Raw genomic sequence first — 14,772 nt, 5'->3', positions numbered from 1 at the left:
GGTATGCTTGGGAGGGCAAGGCGCTTTAAGGAAATTATATGTCTGACTTAATTTTTGGAATGCTGCTTAGTTTTGGGATAAGTTTCAGCCCTCGTCTCCTTAAAAACAATGGCTTGTTGGGCGAGCGCATCATTTTGGGGGGGCTAGCTGGCCTTTCCTGCGCTATCATCTTCGCTTATCCACATAGTGAAAGTGGGCTTACAGACTTATCTTTGCTTTTGGTATGTTATCTTGGCATGCTTTTAATTCTGTACGAGCACTACTTATATAAATATTTAGTTCTTGGATTCTGTGGTGCAGTTGCTGCCTTGTGTATTGGGGCAGGTTTTGTATATTTGAGCTCTTTGTTGCCATTGCCTGCTTTGTCTGCTGCTAATAATAGCCAGCAGCAGGTGGTGCATTACATGAGTTTGGTTGCTGCAAACTATCCCTTTTTTATCCTTTTGATATCAGTTTTAACTGCGGAGCTTTTGCGTTTGTGGTTGCTTCGCGTATATAAGCCAGAATTAGCTGCGCGTAAGGTCCTTTATTTCGGGCTGGGCTGGGGTTTTCTAGACTTATGCTATAAGACCCTCCCAGCTCTTTTTCTTTACTTGAATTACCGTGTTGATAGGGCGCCACAAATGGCGGGCTATGTCGCATTTGAATCTTGTCCACAAGCGATCAGCTATCTTATTGCCGCGGGCATGATTGTATTGATGCATGTTGTAAATACGCGCTTTATGTATCTTGGTTTCCAAGATAAGCGCAAGGTCTATTCCTATCTGCCTTTTGTAATTCATTTTGCGGTTGGTCTTTTGTTTATGTTTGACATTTCTTCAGACTACGCAATATTAATAAATTCTATTTCTGAGGCTTGCAATAATGCTTGACAAATTGACATTATCTGTTATCGGCGCCGTTTTTTGTCTGGTGCTGATTATTTTTCCTTTGATGAAGAAAAAAACATTGGTTGAACATTTGGTTTTCTTGCTCGTTGTTTTGTGTCTTGTTTTTCTTTATGTTTATGGCGCTACGAGTTATTTTCCTTATTATGTTTTGGCGCTTTCGCTTATATTGGGGTACCGCTGGTTACTCTCTTTGGTTAAAACGTTTAAAGGCACGAAGGCGATTATTGGGGCAAGCGCTGGTTGTTATGTGCTTTTGATTTTTTTTCTATACGGCTTTATGCGTATGATAGGTAGTTTGATTTTTGATTTTTCTGCTTATAGTACGCCTAATATTGTTTTTGCTGTTGGTCTATTCCCTATAGGCATGGCGATTATGCAGTTTTTTTTGCTCTCTCATTGGGTGGCAGAAGATAATGGCAATGGTGTAGAGGCAGCACTGGGCGTGGGAATGGGGATTTGGGGGGCTGCTATAGGGCTTGCACTGCTTACATCTCTACCAGAAACTGTGAAAATCCTAAAAGGAGCCTTTAGTCTTGATAGAGACGCCTTACTTTCTTTACTTGAGACGGTAATATATTATACGTTTATTATAGGTCTGAATCTTTTATCAACTTTTTTAATGCTTGTGGTTTGCCTTGACAAGAAATGGCGTTTTTTTGTTCTTATCCTGCTTTTACAATGCTTGGCGGCTTGGGCGCGCTTTTCATGGCGGGCCGCTGAGCCAGAACTTCTTGCAATTGGGCATTATACAATCGCTACTATTCTTATGTTTGCTCTTATGCGGCAAATTTATGATTTTGTGCAAGACAGATTATCCATGAAGAAAAATAGCAGTTACGCTGTAGTAAATGAGGGGGCATAATAATGTTGGTTTTATTTATTACTTCGCTTCTCGCGGGACTTATTTATGGCGCTGTCATTTATAATTTTTTTCGCTCTACATTTAGTTGGATAAATGTTCTGTTGAGCGGCATAGTTTTTGGGGTGATTGTTCTGTTAGTATGGCGTTACTCGGAAACAGAACATAAACTTGATGCCTTACGTTTACTGCAAGTGCTTGGCGTTGTTTTTCTTCTATGTGTGTTTCATCATTTTCTGAAGTTCAAATTGGTTGTCGCTGGTGCTGTGGGATGGTTTGTTGCTAGCTGCATTGCTGGCGGGTTTATTGCTTTTTGGGAGCAATCTGTAATAAAAACGCTTTATATGATGAGTATTGTTGAAACCAAGAGTCGTGCAGAGCAGGGGCTGGCGCTTGTTTTTTTATTTTTAACATTTTCGGTTTTTTTTGTTGTAGCAGAAGAAGCTATGCGTCGTTGGTTAGTTACTAAGTTTTATCGGTGCTCGCCTAGTTTGTTGTGGCGTTTGCCGCTGAATATTGGCATAGGCTGGGGTTTATGCGAATTAGTTTATAAGGCGCTAGGGCCTTTCCTTGTTTATAATGGCTGGCCTATTCGATCTAGGTTATTAGCCAATGAGTATGTAATTTTTTATTCCTGGACGCAAGCGAGTATTTTTTTGTGTGCTTTAATGAGCGTCATACTTATGCATATTTTCAATACATGCTTGGCGTATCGTGGTGTTGTTACGCGCTCTAAATTTTATGCGTGTGCGCCTTTTTTTGTCCACGCTATTGCTAACTGTTTCGGTGCAACAGTGCTGGTTACAGAGAAGGTTTGGTTTAATGTTGGGGGCAGCTTGTTTATTCTACTTTGTGTGATGTTGTTCATATATTTTGAAAGCAAAAATCCTTTAATACAAAACATAAAATTGCGCGCTTAAAGTGTTGTAGAGTGATGAATAACTTTGCGTACTCTAAGTATGGCTAGAGAGCCTGATACGCGCTTGCTGTTCTGCAAAAAAATAGAGAAGGTTAGCACCGACGTAACGCGTCCAGTACCAAGAGCGACGTCATTTCTGCACTAATTGGGGGGAGGGTGTGCCACTGTCCACGTGCATATGGGAGTTTGCAAATATGCTATCATGTAACTTTCTAGTGTTTTCCTTTCTATTATCCTCCATGAGATTGAAGATGGGAATCTTGAGGCGGCGATATGAGACTTAAATTTAAACAACAAGAATTTCAAAATGATGCGGTTAAAAGCGTCATTGATTTGTTTAAAGGCCAGCCACAACGGAATTCTTCTTTTTCTTTGCATTCAGAACAAGGACAATTAGCGTTAAATGAATTTGGTTATGGTAATCAATTATTGATCAGTGATGAAAGCATATTAGCAAATTTACGAGAGGTGCAACAGAACAATAAACTCTTGGCGAGTGAGACGCTAGAGCAAAAGCAGTTTTCTATTGAGATGGAAACGGGAACAGGCAAAACTTATGTCTATAGCAAGACGATTTTTGAGTTAAATCAACGCTATGGCTTTACCAAATTTATTATTGTCGTACCAAGTGTTGCTATTCGCGAAGGGGTATATAAATCACTTCAGGTAACAAGGGAGCATTTTCAAGCAGAGTTTGATAATCTGCCCTATCGTTATTTTATTTATAATTCAAAAGATCTTTCGCAAATTCGCCAATTTGCAAGCTCTAGCAATATTGAAATTATGATTATCAATATTGATGCATTTAAAAAGCAGAAAATATTATCAACCTTCCGCAAGATAGACTGAATGGCGAAAGCGCTATGCGCTATATCCAAGACACAAAACCGATTGTGATCATAGATGAACCGCAATCGGTGGATAATATAGCAAAAGCGAAGGAGGCTATTGCGAGCCTTAACCCGCTTTGTGTTTTCCGCTATAGTGCCGCGCATAAAGATGAGATTAATCTTTTATATCGTTTAACACCTGTTGATGCTTATCAAAAAGGACTGGTAAAGCAAATTTGTGTTTCTTCTAATCAGATAGAGCAAGATTTTAACCGTTCCTATATTGCCTTGAAATCCGTATCACACAAACATGGCTTTAAGGCGCGCTTAGAGTTGGATATTGCGGGAAAGAATGGCACGGTGAGCCGCAAAACAGTTACAGTGAGACGGCGATGATCTGTATCGCGTTACGGGCGGACGTGAGCTTTATAAGGGCTATATTGTTTCGGGTATCAATTGCATGGCGGGGGATGAAGCTGTTGAGTTTTCTGATACTGAAATTGTCAAATTTGGCCACGCACTTGGTGATGTGAATACAATAGAGCTTAAACGCGCACAAATTTATCGCACTATAGAAACACATTTAGATAAGGAATTGCGGCTTGTGCCTTTAGAGATTAAAGTTTTATCACTTTTTTTTATTGATGAGGTGGCTAAATATCGTAGCTCTGATGAAGAGCCAGCACTTTATGAGCGTATGTTTGAAGAATGTTATGAAGAGCTGTTGGCGAAAAAGAAATATGCCTCCTTGCGAACTAAGTTTGCGCAAAATATTCGAAACGTGCACGGCGGTTATTTCTCGCAAGACAAGAAAGGCGTGTATAAGGATACAAAGGGCGACAGCCAAGCTGATGATGACACTTATAACACGATTATGCGCGATAAGGAGTGGTTATTATCTTTTGCATGCCCCTTGCGTTTTATCTTTTCGCATTCGTCCTTGAGAGAAGTCTGGGATAATCCGAATGTGTTTCAAGTGTGTATGTTGATTGAACAAAAATCGAATTTTACCGCACGGCAAAAGATTGGTCGCGGTTTGCGCTTATGCGTAAATCAACAAGGTGAACCGGTAGAAAATAAAGATATAAATGTGCTGCATGTCATGGTGAATGAAAGCTTTGCTGAGTTTGTGAGTACATTGCAAAAAGAATTAGAGGCGGATATTGGTTATAAACTTGGTACATTGCAGATGGAGCATTTGGTTGTCCGTATTTATGAAGATGTAAAATATGTGGCTGCTAAAGTGGAAGTATCGCAAGCACAAAAAATTGTTAAAATACTTGTTGCAAAAGATTTTATTGATGAGGCGGGTGTCGTTAAAGTAGATCAAAATTTAGTAGCGAGCGAATTTGATGCTATAGGCGCGGAGGAAATGCCACGCGAATTGCGTCAAGAAATTGTGAAAAAAACTGATGCGGGCGCGCTTATTAATGTTGAGATACTGCAAGATCTGATTTATATGACAGCTGTGACGGAAACAAAGATTCTGTCTTCGCAAGAGGCTGCTGATATATTGGTTGAGTTGCGTGAAAAAGCCTTGCTTACATCAGCAGGAAAAATCACAGATACATTAAAAGCGCAATGGGCGACTGGGACGTTAGATTTAAGTGAACGTTTTAGTAAAGGGCAAAAGCAGGCTGTGCTGCAGGCGCTAGAAGCGAGCCAAGCCATGCCGATTATTCGTAATGCTACGCGCGAAGTGCGGGTTAAGCTTAAAAAGCAAACAGTGGCTTCGCCAGAGTTTTTGTCCTTGAGGGAGAAGATCAATAAAAAGACCACTTATCGTGCAAAGCTTGATCGCACAGAGTTTGTTGCCAAAGCAGTGGATGCAGTGGAAAAAATGGCACCAGTTGCGCCCGCGCATTTGGTTTATCAGACAGCAGAGATAGAACTGGATAGTGCTGGTGTGACCTATGAAGAGCAGTTATTAAAGCAGAGTGCGCTTGATTATAGTTTTTGTGCACTGCCGAACATTGTACATTATTTGACCTTAAAGCTGAAATTAACCGCAAAGACAATTATTGGTATTTTGACAAAGAGTGGTCGTGAGCATGAGTTTGTGAAAAATCCACAAGCTTTTTTAGAGTGCATAGAAGAAATACTCAATAAAACCTATGTTAATCTTACAATTGATGGCATTAAATATTTAAAGCTGGTCGGGCAAGAATATAGTGTGCAAGAGCTTTTTACCAGTGAAGAGCTTGTGGCAAATTTAGAGCGTACAGCTGTTGTGAGTGAGAAGAGTGTGTATGATCATGTGGTTTATGAAAGCAGTGTGGAGAAAGAGTTTGCGCAAAATCTCGATAATGACTCTGATGTAAGATTGTTTTTTAAACTGCCAAGAAATTTAAAAATAGCCACTCCCATTGGTTCTTATACGCCTGATTGGGCGGTTTTTTAGAGTGAGATGGCGCGCAAAAGCTTTATTTTGTACTGGAAACAAAAGGAACGAATAGCGAGTTTGATTTGCGCCTTAAAGAATTACTGAAGATTAAATGCGGTAAAGCGCATTTTGCTGCACTGCAAACGAGCGTTGCGTTTAACGACCAGCCGGTGATAAATTGGCGTGAATATAAGCGTACTTTGCCCGAAGGGGCGCATGAGTTTCCAAGTGCTGCGGTGGTTGTTGCAGAATGATTGGTGCATGAAATACTTAACGTGGGTGAGGGGGAGAGCAAAGCTTTTTATATCAAGATAATAAATTGACAAAAGGTAGCTATAATGTACACTTCATGTTAAATTTAATTGTTTTCATTTAATACGGGGGGTAAAGTTATGAAAACTAAAAATATGTATAATCCACTGAAAAAAATTAAAATTAAGCGTGTTGATGTTGCTACGCTCAAAGCCCGAGTAAGTGAGCAGAAAATGGCTGCTCGATGTGCCCTTCTGAATTGAGATTTTAAAATATATAAAGCTGGCGGCAGAAAAAACGCCAGCTTTATAGCTTTTGGATATATTAATGACGATAGATTATGAAGTTAAAAAGTTGCTCTATGGCTGTGCGGCAATGAGTGGGGGTCGGCTGATTACAGATTCTTTCCATGCTTTTTTTCTTGTCTATGGGCGTTAGTATAACACAGTTAGCTTTATTACAAATTGTGTTTAGCGCAGCTATTTGTATTTTTGAAGTGCCTTGTGGGATTTTAGGAGATAAAATTGGCGTTAAAAAAAATGTTATCTTATCATGTTTCTTTTTTTCGCTCTTTTTCTTTTTATGTATCTACGCGCCTAATCTTTTTGTCTTAATTCTGGCAGAAATTATTTATGCTTTAGGCTTTGCTTTATGTTCTGGCGCTGATAGCACATGGATTAAAGGCTTAATCGACGGCGGTGGTTACAAGGGTAATTTGATCTACCACCAAGTAAACGCCTATAAACGGGAACTAGCGGCATTCATGAATATGGTTGCTGGTGCGCTAGGTGTTCTTATTGTTTTGTGTATGGATAATTATCAGTCAGCATATTATTTTTGTTCTTTCGGGTTTCTCGTGCTTGTATTCTTGTTTAGTCGGGTGACGGGGATAGCTATTGCATCCGTTTCGGATAGTCAGCCAATAGACTCAGGTTCTTTGTTGCATGCAACAGAAGCTTTTGCTTATTTAGTTACCTCAAAGATCGGGTTATATTATATATTGATATGTGGTTTTATTGTTGCTGCATTGCAGCCAGTATTTCATTTTTGGCAACCTTTTATTTTTGGACAAACAGGAGTATTAGACAATGCAACAGGAAAGACTAAAATTCTTATTCTTGGCCTGTGCTTTGTGTCTTATACTCTCGTAAAATACTTATTTAATCGCTTTGTAATTAAATATTTTATGCAAAAATACGCTCCTATGGCGATAACTTTGTATTCACTAGTCCTGAGTGCTGTTGTTATGCTTGCTCTGCTTCTCGTTGCAAACAGTTGGGCCCCCATTATTTTATTCACCGTATTTCACAGTTTTTTTCTGTCCCCGTAACGCAGTTTGAAGCAGAATTTTTTAAACATATTCAACAAAAGAATGCAAATACGGTTTTATCCATTGTTAGTTTTCTTGCTCGTATTTTTGGTATTTTAGCGCTTGTGCTGATTGGTTGGTTGGCAAACAATGTTTGTATAGAAGCAGCTTTTTGTTTCGCCTTGGTTTGTATATGTTTAATTATCCCGCTTAATTTGGCTTGGCTTTATACTGATAAAAAGTTAATAAAGACGAGGAGGTTTGAGAGTGAAGATACAGTTGAATAGGGACTTGCCTATGACTTACATAAAGACACAGGAAAAAATAGTGTGTGGGTCATCTTATATGGATTTAGTCGAAATTAATAGCTGTTTTAATCGGTGTATAGGCACAATGGATTGTAAAAATGCTAATGCCTGTGTTTTTTGACAACTTGGTCGGCTTTGTTTTTTACGTATGTAAGCAGCGAATAAGCAAAGGTTAGCACAGGTGTATTACTTGCAGTACCAAAAAGTTTGATTAAAAATACTAAAAATGGATATACAAGACGAACAAACGGCTCGCTGAGGATCTTTTATCAATGACTGTAGTTGCTTGGGGGCATAATATTGTACAAAAAAAACGCATGGCATAAAGTCCAAAAAACCAATAAAGGCGCATTGCGCTTCTCTTTTAAGAACTGGGCATCTCCTCTTACCGTAATGCGTTCTCATTATGCATCCTTTAGGAAAGACTTGCGATGGAAAGGCTTTACGGAAAAAATCAATGTGTTTTGTTTAAAAGATCCGATCTTAATACACCTTTCAATATGGAAGGGTATTTCACAATGTTTGTTGTGATGAAGCAATTGCTATCTCTTGGCATGCCACTGGCTATAGGGTTTATCTCTCAGATGATAATTTCCTTCACAGATGCAGCGCTTGTAGCGCATTTAGGCGTGCAAGCCTTGAGTGGTACAATGTTAGCTCTGAGTATATTTAGTTTTGTTATGTTGTTTGGGCTAGGTATTATTACCGCGGTTGCACCAAAACTTGCGGAAAGTTTTCGCAGACAAGATAGATATGCATTAAAGGCATGGTTTGATCAAGGAATATGGCTTTCCCTTGTGATTGGAATGATGAGTGCGATCATTTTACTCAACACGAGGAATATTTTGTGTTTTCTCGGCCAAGATGGGACAATTGCCAATATAGCGCAGGAATATAATAGTGGTGCTGCTATAGGAGTGGTGTTTTTTTATCTTTATGTGAATAGCCGGGGATTACTGTCAGCAATTGGTAATCCAAAGCCCTTAACCTGGGTTATGTTTGCGGCTATCCTCGTAAATTTTCTTATCTCTTGGCTGCTTATTTTTGGTATAGGTTCTGCAAGCGGATTAGGTGTCTTTGGTGCTGGAATTGCGAGCAGTTTGATCCGTATTTTAATTGTTATTGCAGCAGCAATAATATTGTCCCGCAATTCTGCTTTTCATTCTTTTCGCTTTAATTATTTGAGACCAAAGTTAGAGATTTCACGAATAATAAAATTGCTGCGAGTAGGGCTACCTATTGGTATACGTATTCTTATTGCGGAGGGCTTTCCTTCTGTCATTGCATTCATGATTACGGCTTATGGGATCGAATCTTTGGCCGCACATACGATAGGGATGCGACTCGATATGCTTATTTCTGTGGTGGCTTTGGGGATTTCCAGCGCAGCCGCGACAATAGCAGCGTGGTATAGAGCAGATAGGAATAATATGGCTCTAAAACAATTGCGTATGAGTGTCACAGTTTTTGCTGTAGCTTATGTCTTATTTTTATCAGTGGTTGTTTATCTCTCTTATGAATTTATCCTTACAACCATCTTTAATATTTCTGAAGACAGCGTTGTTGTTTTCTCTTGGAAGTTGCTTCCGTTCATCTTATTGTCTTTTGCTTTTGGCACTTTAGGAGCTATGCTCAATGGCATACTTGTGGGTTTGCTTGATACGTTTTGGTCAACAATTGTTGTAGCAATAAGTTATTGGGGGTTAGGCCTATTTGGGGGAGCGCTAATGACGCATTTTTTTGAATATGACTTTATTGGCTATTGGCTTGGCATGATTGGTGCAAGCTTAATCGTTTCTATCTTTAATTATATGCGCGTGGGTTATTTAATAAAATGCAATCCTATGTTTGGGGCAGAGTGAGTGTTATAAAGCGCTTGTAAAGCACTAGCTGTGAAGGCTTAGCTACTCACCGTCCATAGAGGCTGTTTTACTTCTATAGAGATAACAATATAGCTTACAAAACTTGCTTAATATTGAAAAGAAGTGCCTTTGATTGTAGCCTTAATATTCTTTATTGAATTTTAAAATAATATGGATTTATTAAAATCATTCGGCTTTAATTTAAGAGTAAGTTCGGTAGATTGGAAGAGTTTAATACCTTAAAAAATGACGAGAAAAAACGTGCTTATATTCATACGCCGTTGAGGAGGCATTTAAAAAAGTTGTTGTTTTTATAAGTTATTACCATTGCGATGCTAAAGTGTATGCATTTGTTAAAACAATCGCAGCCGCGACGGTGTTATTCTTGCAAGTCCTATTTATCACGGATCTTATTCAGAGGAATTGAAGAATGCTCTTGATAATTTAGATTATGATGCTTTTTGGATAAAGCTTTTGGTCTTCTCTCTCATGACAATATAAGCAAAAATGCGCACTGCCATGTGTATATTTGGTACTAATTGTGCATATGCTTTATGGACAAGCTCTGCAATATCAAGTTGCTTCAGCTAAAGATGATTTTGTGTCTGAGAATGCAGTCCGTACATGGAGACTTAGCAGCGCAAATGTACGGGTTTGCTGCGCACATCTTGCTGATAAAATGTACAAATTTTAAAATAATAAGGGTGGAGGATATGATCAAAATTGATAGGAAATACCGTTATTTAGTCGTTGGTGGTGCAGGAATATTGGCTCTCTTGTGCCGGTTATTAGGGCTGAACAACGTGATTATCGCAGCGCGTTTTCGTTCTCATCAATCCAAAATTGAGTTATTTCAGACAAGGGCTAAATGTATATTTTGGAGATTATTATAAGCCATAGGCACAATTTTAAAAAGGGATACCACTATAGACGGGCTTGAAATATTGCATATTATGGGGGGCATTCGCCTGCACATGCATTTTCGTGTAGGTTGAGATTGAGCGGTTGGTCTTCTTACCGAAGCTGCTTGCGTATTGTTCATGTTTTTGGTTCTAATGCAGAGGATAAAATAATCTCTGGATGTGCGCATCATAATAAGATTGATTCTACATCTGTAAAATTAGGTCGGAAAAGGCGATCATAGGGCCAACGGTGGTCAATAAGAAAAGTGTTTATGATCATGAGATTTGTGAGAGCCGTATTGAGAAAGAGTTTGCGCAAAATCTCGATAATGACTCTGATGTAAGATTGTTTTTTAAACTGCCAAGAAATTTAAAATAACCATTCCCATTGGTTCTTATACGCCTGATTGGGCGGTTTTTTAGAGTGAGATGGCGCGCAAAAGCTTTATTTTGTACTGGAAACAAAAGGAACGAATAGCGAGTTTGATTTGCGCCTTAAAGAAATGCTGAAGATTAAATGCGGCAAGGCGCATTTTACCGCTCTTGAGACTGGTGTGGTGTTTAACGAGGCACCGGTGATGAGTTGGCGCGATTCTAAGCGGGGATGGTGGTAGAGAGAGTGGGGCTGTGGTAAGAGTGGGCGGCACGAATGACGCTGTCTTTAGTTGCGTACCGCCAAGCTAATTTTGTGCTTTGCGAAATTCGCTAAGGCTTTTGGACGTACCGCGTTTACCGCGTAATAAAATCTTATGAATATCATGCAGAAGGCACGCAGAAATGGGTGATTGCGTGTCTAGCTTCCCAATGCCGTAATAATGCCGTAATTAAGTACAGCTACATAATGAGATAGCTCTTCAATATCATCAGTTGCACTGATACTTTTTCTTTATTTTCAAACAATAATAGGTCAGATGGTAACGATTATGTCCTTTCTATCTAAGAAAAGAGTAGCACCGCTTGCGTATATGTACGAGTAAAAGTCAATCAACATTGGTCTGAGGTAAAAACCGTCAATTATTTCTAATACACCTAAGGATTTCATAGCTTACTCTAACGGTTTATATAAAGCCGCCCTTTTAAAAGGTGGATTGGGTGGAAAATTTATTGGGATATAGGCTTTATGAATCTCTCGAACTAAGCTTTCTACTATGCAGGCCCTAAGGCGTGAATGCATATATGGTCGCATCTGTTGCTGCATTGTGTAGGCAGGGATCCTAAACTAGGAAAGGAGGGCTGCTCTTTTAATTACAAAGGAAGAATACGGCGCGTAAGTGCAGCAAAATGTATTTTGAGGAGCAGTAAAGGGGTGAGGCATTTGATGTCCAGCGGGTAACGGATTAACTGGAGTATAAGTGGGTATTGCTAGGGCGGAGTTTTTGGTTAAGAATTGCACTTCGTACGCTATAAGCTCTCTGCATCCTTCATATAGGCGTTGGATCATCGCCCAATGCAACGTAAAGGGGCTGTTTTGTCTTTAGCGTTTGTTTGGCTGCTTCTATAGTGCCGCTGGCTCTATCAGCCATTATGGTGATAATTTTCTCATCCAAAGAACAGATCAATCGATTGCGTAATAGGGTATGTGTGCCTTTTTTGACCGTGTCTTTTTTTTAAAGCAGCTGTTACCTCGTGGCAGGATTGGGTGTGTTTATATGATCAGCCTGCCAAAGAAATGGAAGCGTTATCGCGATAGCCACCAATAGGAGCCCAGCGATAAAGGTGGCAGCAAACTGCAATGATATAAAAGAACCAAGGACGCCGACCAAAAAGCTTCCGACCGGCGTTCCAGCATAGCCTATCACTCGAAAAGCAGAATTAGCTCGCCCGAGAAGTTGCTTTGGTGTGAGGCGCTGCCTGAAGGCGGTAACACCAATAAACCATAAGCTTGCTCCAATGCCAGCGATAAAGGTGACGCCCCATACGACGACAGCACTTTTTGAAAAGGCTGGAATCAACAGCAAGACAACCGTTCCTAAACCGTCAGTGAGAACAGCTAGGCGCACCGGTGCATAACGTATATGCGGTGCAAATAAGGCACCTGCCATTGTACCAAGCGCGTAGGCTGCAAACATCACGCCATATTGGCTGCTATGTAGGCCCAGATACCGACTGTCGGTAACGAAGAAGATGAATGAGGTTAGGAATGCTCCAAATACCACCGATAGAAAGAATGTGAGTAATGTAAGGGAGGTAAGATGCCGATTTGAAAAAATGAAATGAAAGCCGGCAATGATATAACGGAAAGTGATGTTTTCTTTATCAGGTGTTGGCGATGTCGGAACAGCATGGCGAGCGGTAAAAATCAATGTGATAAAAAGCACGATTAACAGGCCGAGAAATAGCAGTGTGCTATGCGCTAAAATGCTGCTTGTTATGACAGGGGCAAGAAAATAGGAGACCCCGAAATCTAAAAACAAGACAATAGAGTAGAAGGTCATCAATCGCTCTCCCTCCATGATAAGTGGTGGAATCGTCATTATATAAGCTTCGGCAGAAACGACGATGAATCCAGCAATGGTTGCATAGAAGAAAATTTGTTCGGTTGGAGTAATCTGTATCATGAGCAGTACGAACAGGACAATATGCAGTAGCATGAAGATGAAGAGAGCCGAGGTGGCAAGTTTTATTTTGTCGCAGCGATCAAGTAAAGCGCCTGCAAGGATGCCGAAAATTGGCCACGCTAATGAAAAGAGACCTTGCGCCCAACTTACTCCGATTATGCCATATCCAGATTGTCTTGCTAATAGCGGGATGGCAGTGCGCAAAGCACCGCTGAGTAAGGCGAGCAGACTAACGGTTAGGCAAAAATAGCGTATGTTCTTGTTGGCAAAAAGCGTGAACATTCTGTTCTCCTTAAGATGCCACACAGGTTTCCGCTGTTCCATCAAGTACGGCGGTTGTATTCAGCATGTTTGCGACATAGTCGTCCAAGATATTCCTGTCTTCCTGAGGTAGAAGAAAATACATAAGGTTGGAATACCATTGCCAACCACGCTGAGTCAGCTGGAGATTGTTATCACTTTCTGCGATGAGACCTGCACCTATGAGCTGTTGTAGGTTATTGTATACGAAAGAGGGAAGTGCGGTCCAGTCAATTCTTTCTTTTTTGGCATAGCCGTTATAAGGTAGCCGCATACACAAAGCTTTGGAGGCTTGTTGCTCCGCTGATACCCAATTGTAGTATACTTTGGATTTTCCTTTAAGTTGTATGTCGGTAATGTATCCGCTTCGACTGGGATTGGCTCGTGTGACGAGTGAGCCGAGAATCGACAGTGCTGACGCCCCAAAGCCAACCACATAATTGTCATGATAACCATGCAAATATTTGTGATAGCGGAAATAATTAGCTGAACTCGTTTTAGCGAGCGTTAGAGGAGTGTTATTGGCAATTTTGATATAGGAATGCCCATTACACGGCGCATAGCCGCAGCTGCGCATAACGATATCGCTAAATAATCGAAGCATCTGTCGATGCTGTAGGCTGGACGGTTTTAGCCCTTTTTGTGCGTAAGACTTATGCAGTTGCGACGTGATAGCCAGATTGTTGATTGCATAGAGGTTGATGGTTTCAGGGTGAAGCTCGCTGGCTTGCTTCAAATCGTATAATAGTTCTTCAGCTTGCTGGCTGTGCATGCCATATAGTAGGTTGAAACCGACATGTCCAATTATGTCTTGTGATCAAGCCACGGTATTGTTGATTTGTTCACGTGTTGAGGTGAGGTTAAACAATGATCGGAAACGCTCAATGAAACTCTGTATGCCGAAGCTGATTCAGTTAACGCCGATCTCACGGGCAGCATAAAGTTTATCACGTATGACGCTCTTCGGTTCGCTTTCCAGTGTAAATTCGGTTAAGGAAGAGAGCTCAAATTCGGCATGCAATACTTTTCCGATGTGTCGGATATTATCTGCGGACAAAAGCGACGGTGTGCCGCCCCCCTATATAGATGCTGCGGATGGGCCCTCTAAGCGAGCGAATGAAATTTCCTTTGGTTCTGATCTCTGTGGTAAGCGCTGACATATAAGATTCGATTTGCTTAACGTGCTTGTAGGCCCCTTTCTGAAAGGGACAGAAGGAACAGATGGTTTCGCAAAAGGGAATATGCAAATAAAGAGAAATGGTACGCGCTTGTGGAATCTGCTTACTTTGCGCTAGTTTATTAAAGTCTAGGTAATCGTAAAATTCATTTGAAATAGTGCGAAATAACGGATATGTGAAGTTGTAAATCGGCTTGAGTTGATCGAACTTCACAAAAGGATG

Annotated in this window: 15 protein-coding genes and 1 pseudogene; 13 read left to right on the top strand and 3 right to left on the bottom strand. The window is 40.4% G+C overall.

What is annotated here, in order from left to right:
• Nucleotides 1–38: 38 nt before the first annotated feature.
• From ACFIO5_RS05925 to ACFIO5_RS05865, 13 genes are all read left to right on the top strand, one after another.
• Complete coding sequence (locus ACFIO5_RS05925) at nucleotides 39–872, top strand: hypothetical protein (protein WP_375705152.1); 834 nt, start codon at nucleotides 39–41, stop codon at nucleotides 870–872.
• Nucleotides 865–1,752: a hypothetical protein gene (locus ACFIO5_RS05920; protein WP_375634858.1), complete on the top strand. Its 888-nt coding sequence runs from the start codon at nucleotides 865–867 to the stop codon at nucleotides 1,750–1,752. Before ACFIO5_RS05925 ends, ACFIO5_RS05920 begins: the two co-directional genes overlap by 8 nt.
• 2 nt (nucleotides 1,753–1,754) lie before the next feature.
• On the top strand, nucleotides 1,755–2,669 hold the full coding sequence (locus ACFIO5_RS05915; protein WP_375634856.1) for a hypothetical protein: 915 nt from the start codon (nucleotides 1,755–1,757) through the stop codon (nucleotides 2,667–2,669).
• A 272-nt stretch (nucleotides 2,670–2,941) separates the two neighbouring features.
• The gene (locus ACFIO5_RS05910) at nucleotides 2,942–3,517 is read left to right on the top strand and encodes a DEAD/DEAH box helicase family protein (RefSeq protein ID WP_375634854.1); all 576 of its coding nucleotides are present in this window, start codon (nucleotides 2,942–2,944) and stop codon (nucleotides 3,515–3,517) included.
• Nucleotides 3,518–3,531: 14 nt separating this feature from the next.
• A complete protein-coding gene (locus ACFIO5_RS05905; RefSeq protein WP_375634852.1) occupies nucleotides 3,532–3,894 on the top strand; it encodes a hypothetical protein in 363 nt (120 codons plus the stop codon).
• 64 nt (nucleotides 3,895–3,958) lie between these two features.
• On the top strand, nucleotides 3,959–5,899 hold the full coding sequence (locus ACFIO5_RS05900; protein ID WP_375705151.1) for a restriction endonuclease: 1,941 nt from the start codon (nucleotides 3,959–3,961) through the stop codon (nucleotides 5,897–5,899).
• A gap of 65 nt (nucleotides 5,900–5,964) precedes the next feature.
• Nucleotides 5,965–6,135 carry a MerR family transcriptional regulator gene (locus ACFIO5_RS05895; protein WP_375633523.1) on the top strand — a complete coding sequence of 57 codons (171 nt, stop codon included), beginning with the start codon at nucleotides 5,965–5,967 and terminating at the stop codon, nucleotides 6,133–6,135.
• Nucleotides 6,136–6,273: 138 nt separating this feature from the next.
• On the top strand, nucleotides 6,274–6,396 hold the full coding sequence (locus ACFIO5_RS05890) for a hypothetical protein (protein WP_375633524.1): 123 nt from the start codon (nucleotides 6,274–6,276) through the stop codon (nucleotides 6,394–6,396).
• A 158-nt stretch (nucleotides 6,397–6,554) separates the two neighbouring features.
• On the top strand, nucleotides 6,555–7,463 hold the full coding sequence (locus ACFIO5_RS05885; protein WP_375705150.1) for an MFS transporter: 909 nt from the start codon (nucleotides 6,555–6,557) through the stop codon (nucleotides 7,461–7,463).
• 805 nt (nucleotides 7,464–8,268) lie between these two features.
• A complete protein-coding gene (locus ACFIO5_RS05880; RefSeq protein WP_375701223.1) occupies nucleotides 8,269–9,612 on the top strand; it encodes an MATE family efflux transporter in 1,344 nt (447 codons plus the stop codon).
• Between the two features lie 381 nt (nucleotides 9,613–9,993).
• Nucleotides 9,994–10,113, top strand: a complete 120-nt coding sequence (locus ACFIO5_RS05875; RefSeq protein ID WP_375636642.1) for a hypothetical protein — start codon at nucleotides 9,994–9,996, stop codon at nucleotides 10,111–10,113.
• 651 nt (nucleotides 10,114–10,764) lie between these two features.
• The gene (locus ACFIO5_RS05870) at nucleotides 10,765–10,893 is read left to right on the top strand and encodes a restriction endonuclease (RefSeq protein ID WP_375684027.1); all 129 of its coding nucleotides are present in this window, start codon (nucleotides 10,765–10,767) and stop codon (nucleotides 10,891–10,893) included.
• Between the two features lie 109 nt (nucleotides 10,894–11,002).
• Complete coding sequence (locus ACFIO5_RS05865; protein ID WP_375621113.1) at nucleotides 11,003–11,128, top strand: hypothetical protein; 126 nt, start codon at nucleotides 11,003–11,005, stop codon at nucleotides 11,126–11,128.
• Nucleotides 11,129–11,935: 807 nt separating this feature from the next.
• Here ACFIO5_RS05865 and ACFIO5_RS05860 read toward each other — a convergent pair.
• The 3 genes and pseudogenes from ACFIO5_RS05860 to ACFIO5_RS05850 form a co-directional block, all read right to left on the bottom strand.
• Nucleotides 11,936–12,091: pseudogene (locus ACFIO5_RS05860) on the bottom strand (DNA-processing protein DprA); the annotation flags it as partial.
• Between the two features lie 42 nt (nucleotides 12,092–12,133).
• Nucleotides 12,134–13,354 carry an MFS transporter gene (locus tag ACFIO5_RS05855; RefSeq protein ID WP_375636608.1) on the bottom strand — a complete coding sequence of 407 codons (1,221 nt, stop codon included), beginning with the start codon at nucleotides 13,352–13,354 and terminating at the stop codon, nucleotides 12,134–12,136.
• Between the two features lie 10 nt (nucleotides 13,355–13,364).
• Complete coding sequence (locus ACFIO5_RS05850; protein ID WP_375633531.1) at nucleotides 13,365–14,144, bottom strand: hypothetical protein; 780 nt, start codon at nucleotides 14,142–14,144, stop codon at nucleotides 13,365–13,367.
• Between the last annotated feature and the right edge of the window lie 628 nt (nucleotides 14,145–14,772).

It is taken from the genome of Bartonella sp. AA86SXKL, assembly GCF_042196885.1.
The sequence above is the reverse complement of the archived record's forward strand: the minus strand, read 5'-3'. Positions and strand labels throughout refer to the sequence as shown.

What these genes read in the sequence shown, in the direction of transcription:
- ACFIO5_RS05925 (WP_375705152.1), top strand. Translation starts at nt 39, where the DNA reads ATGTCTGACTTAATTTTTGGAATGCTGCTTAGTTTTGGGATAAGTTTC.
- ACFIO5_RS05920 (WP_375634858.1), top strand. Translation starts at nt 865, where the DNA reads ATGCTTGACAAATTGACATTATCTGTTATCGGCGCCGTTTTTTGTCTG.
- ACFIO5_RS05915 (WP_375634856.1), top strand. Translation starts at nt 1,755, where the DNA reads ATGTTGGTTTTATTTATTACTTCGCTTCTCGCGGGACTTATTTATGGC.
- ACFIO5_RS05910 (WP_375634854.1), top strand. Translation starts at nt 2,942, where the DNA reads ATGAGACTTAAATTTAAACAACAAGAATTTCAAAATGATGCGGTTAAA.
- ACFIO5_RS05905 (WP_375634852.1), top strand. Translation starts at nt 3,532, where the DNA reads ATGCGCTATATCCAAGACACAAAACCGATTGTGATCATAGATGAACCG.
- ACFIO5_RS05900 (WP_375705151.1), top strand. Translation starts at nt 3,959, where the DNA reads ATGGCGGGGGATGAAGCTGTTGAGTTTTCTGATACTGAAATTGTCAAA.
- ACFIO5_RS05890 (WP_375633524.1), top strand. Translation starts at nt 6,274, where the DNA reads ATGAAAACTAAAAATATGTATAATCCACTGAAAAAAATTAAAATTAAG.
- ACFIO5_RS05880 (WP_375701223.1), top strand. Translation starts at nt 8,269, where the DNA reads ATGTTTGTTGTGATGAAGCAATTGCTATCTCTTGGCATGCCACTGGCT.
- ACFIO5_RS05855 (WP_375636608.1), bottom strand. Translation starts at nt 13,354, where the DNA reads ATGTTCACGCTTTTTGCCAACAAGAACATACGCTATTTTTGCCTAACC.
- ACFIO5_RS05850 (WP_375633531.1), bottom strand. Translation starts at nt 14,144, where the DNA reads ATGCACAGCCAGCAAGCTGAAGAACTATTATACGATTTGAAGCAAGCC.